The sequence below is a fragment of the Tunicatimonas sp. genome, from assembly GCF_049647865.1.
Taxonomy (GTDB): Bacteria; Bacteroidota; Bacteroidia; order Cytophagales; family Cyclobacteriaceae; genus Tunicatimonas.
The window spans coordinates 1-3,943 of record NZ_JBARYM010000420.1 but is presented as its reverse complement, the minus strand read 5'-3'; the positions used below and the strand labels follow the sequence as shown (position 1 = coordinate 3,943).

At 46.5% G+C, this 3,943-nt stretch carries 2 protein-coding genes and 1 pseudogene; all 3 read right to left on the bottom strand.

The window, feature by feature from the left end; translation table 11 throughout:
• A pseudogene (locus tag WBA23_RS12580) lies at positions 1-228 on the bottom strand (hypothetical protein); the annotation flags it as partial.
• A 105-nt stretch (positions 229-333) separates the two neighbouring features.
• Positions 334-1,770: a TolC family protein gene (locus WBA23_RS12575; protein ID WP_424582629.1), complete on the bottom strand. Its 1,437-nt coding sequence runs from the start codon at positions 1,768-1,770 to the stop codon at positions 334-336.
• A gap of 20 nt (positions 1,771-1,790) precedes the next feature.
• Positions 1,791-3,943: efflux RND transporter permease subunit (locus WBA23_RS12570; RefSeq protein WP_424582628.1), on the bottom strand; the 2,153-nt coding region annotated here is incomplete at its 5' end.

Below are 3,943 nucleotides of genomic sequence, written 5' to 3'. Positions count from 1 at the left end.
CCCCGTGATTTCCAAGTGATCTTTCAGGGGTTTTCCTTGAGCGGTGATACCGAATAAAATTAAGGCTTTGGTTTCGCCGTAGGTGAGAGAGTTTCCTTCCAGATTATTAGAGTGAAAGTTCCAATCGAGACGAAACTTCTGCATAATCCGCAGCTCGTCGGCCTTGCTGATAGGCCGCAGCGTGTTTAGTTCTTTTTTGAGCGATACGGCGGTTGTGATACTACTCATAACCTAATATACGAGAATTTACAAGGGAAGGTAAAACTACCGCACTGTCTAAAGAGATTCCGAATGTTGACTGCCGACACTCACTTCGCTTAGCTAGAAAGACTCTTAATAATTGCTACTCGCTAGTTTCCCACTCAGGCGCATGAGTTCTATCTCAGCGATTTTGGTAGAGTAGACCGCATCCAGCAAACGGCCGGAGGCGGCCACGGCAATGCGCTGGGCTTCGCGTAGTTCTAGGGAATTGGTGTTTCCTAAGCGGTAGCGTTCCAGGGCAATTTCGGCTCGTTCCTGGGCAATCGCTTCGTTTTCGGTTTCCAGTTCAATTAGCTGAATACTGTTGGTGTAGTTGATAAACGTTTTCTCTAGCCCAGCTTCCAATTGCAGCCGTAAATCTTGGGTAGCGTACTGCTGGGTTTCCATCGCAATCTGGGCATTTTGGATAACCCGGTTCCTGTTGAAACCATTAAATAGATTCCAGCGAGCAGTGACTCCGTAGGCGAAATTATTAGACTGACCGTATAGCAGAAAGCCTGCTTCGGATTCTTGGGTTACGTGATCGTATCTACCCGTTATATCAATTATGGGTAAGCGGTCGGCTTTCAGTTCTCGGGTAGTTAGATAAGCAATATTCTCTTCTTGCCGAGCTCGAAGTAATTGAGGATTGGCACTAAGCATAGTTTCCTTCAGTCCAATTAAACGAAGCTCTAGGTTAGCATCAATTTGGTCAGGTACCGAGAACTCGGTGTCCGGTGAGCGAGCCAATAGGGTATTTAAATCCACTCTAGCGTTGTACATCTGCTGGCGCTGACTAATTAAAGACGAGGTATCAGCATTGTAATCGGCTTGGGCAGCTAAGTATTCCAATTTGGATGTACGGCCTACTTCGTACTGCGTTTTGGCTAGTTGCTTACGAATGTCCGAAAGTTCTAATGCACTTTGGATAACCGTGAGTAACTCTTGCTCTAAAATGACCGTGTAGTACGCCGAGGCAATATCTGCTACTAAGTTTTCTACAGTAGCCTGAGCATCTAAATTACTAGCCTGCTGAATTTCGTTCAACCTATCGTAAGTAACAAACATTCGGGTTCCATTGAAGATTGTCCAACTAACTACAGCTGATGCGTTGATAGAGTTAGATCGACCGCCACTTATATTTTGCTCATTGCCATTGAAGAAGTCTGATTCTGAGTTTTGAATTCCGAAATCACGAGCCGCTAGCAAATCCAAATTCGGTAGCATTCCGGCATTACCTCGAGAGAAATTGTTGGCAGCAATATCTTGATCGTTATTAGCAATCTTCACCGAAAAATTATTTTCCAATCCAGTGCGAATGGCTTCTTCTAAGGTGAGGAGGTTTTCTTGGGCCTGAACATTTGTTAGCCTGAAAATAAGAAGTAGGAGTATGGTAAATACAATGAGACTTGGGGATGTTAAGTTAGACTTCTTTAAATCCCCCTTACCACCTTTAAAAAAGGAAGCCGCCGTGGAACGGGCTAGGGGGATTTCTGCTCCTTGATCGTTTAAAAGATTAAGTTGTGTCATTTTGCTAGAATAAATCGCGATCACGTTCGGGCCATACGCCGTTCTTTGCCGCTAGAAATATAAGTGTATACGGCAGGGATTACGTAAAGCGTAAGAATGGTTGAGAAAATTAGTCCGCCAATCACGGCAATCCCCATGGAGACCCGACTCTCGGAACCGGCTCCCAGTGCCAGGGCAATCGGTAAGATACCCAGTACGGTAGATAAGCTAGTCATCAGAATGGGGCGGAACCGGGATTCGGCCGCTTCTACAATTGCTTCCTGAATACTTTTCCCCTGGGCTTTGCGCTGGTTGGCAAATTCTACAATCAAAATACCATTTTTTGTCACTAACCCAATCAGCATGATAATTCCAATCTGGCTAAAGATATTAAGCGTTTCATTAAAGTACCAGATAGCCAGTAGTGCTCCGGCCAACGCCAGCGGTACGGTAAACATAATGGTAAACGGGTCGCGGAAACTCTCAAACTGGGCGGATAGCACTAAGTAGATCAGAATAATTGCAAACAGTAAGGCAAACAGTAGGCTGTTTGAGCTTTCCCGGAATTCGGCTGACTGTCCGTCCAGATCGGTGGCAAACGAACCATCTAAGGTTTCTTGAGCAATTTGTTCCATAGCATCAATACCATTACCCAGCGTGTAACCGGGAGCCAGGGCGGCCGATACCGTGGCCGAACTGTAGCGATTGAAGCGGAACAACTGGGGCGGAGTACTTTCTTCATTCAGGTACACCAGATTATCAAGTTGGATCAGTTGGCCATCGACATTCTTCACGTATAGCGAGCGCAAATCCAACGGATCATCTCGATCGTCGCGCTTCACCTGCCCGATGATCTGGTACTGCTTGCCATCCATAATAAAGTAGCCGAAGCGAGAGCCACTCAATCCCAATTGCAAAGTTTCGGCAATGTCGCGTACCGAAACACCCAGATTACGGGCCTTTTCCCGGTCAATTTCGATAGATATTTCTGGTTTATTGAATTTTAGATTCAGGTCAACGAAAGCGAAAGCCGGATTCTGATCCGCTAAGTCCATAAACTTAGGCAAAACTTCTTCCAGCTTGGCTAAATTGGAGGCCTGAATCACAAATTCTACCGGTAATCCTTGTCGCTCGTTATTGATGGTCGGTTCCTGAGCAATATACGCCCGGGCTTTGGTGAGTGCCTGCACTTTAGGAGCAAGCGCATTCACGATTTCTTGCTGACTACGCTTCCGCTCCGAAGCATCAGTCAGGGTAAGGCGCATAAAGGCTGAATTGACCGAAGAGGTAGAACTAAATCCGGGTGAGGTTACGGTGATAATCGCATCGCTCTCGGGTACGTTCTCTTGTACTACTTCTACCAACTGATCTACGTAATTATCCATGTAATCGAAGGTGGCCCCTTCCGGCCCCGAGGCCAACATTCGCAATTGCCCCCGGTCTTCCAGCGGAGCCAATTCCTGCTGAAGCGTATTTAAAAACAGATAGATCAATCCCGCCGAAGCAGCAATTACCACGAAGGCCAGCCAGCGGTACTGCATAAAGCTCGCTAACGAGCGGTTGTACCCTCGGTTCATCCACTCAAAAAATGGTTCGGTTTTACGATACAACCAGGTTTGCTGCTTCCGCCGCTTCAGAATGCGAGAACATAGCATCGGGGCCAGTGACAGGGCGACAAATGATGAAATAACTACGGCTGAGGCAATCACTAACCCAAATTCACGGAACAGTCGTCCGGTAAGTCCCTGCAAAAATATGACTGGTAAGAACACTGCAGCCAGAGCTACGGTGGTAGAGATTACCGCAAAAAATATCTCCTTAGCTCCCTCCAAACTAGCTTCAACGGGGGGAGTGCCTTTTTCAATTTTGGCGTAAATATTTTCCAGCACCACAATGGTATCATCTACTACTAAGCCAATGGCTAGCACAATGCCGAGCATGGTGAGCACATTAATGGAAAAACCCAGCACGTACATCAGAAAGAACGTACCAATTAGGGCAATCGGGATGGTGATAACCGGAATAATGGTCGTACGCCAGTCGCGCAGGAAGAGAAAGATACTCAAGGCTACCAACGTAAAGGCTACGATAATGGTCTGCTGTACTTCCGCCACCGATTCGCGGATGTATTCGGTTTTATCGAAGCCAATACCTACTTCAATATCTTCGGGCAGGTCCTTCTTAATAAATTCTA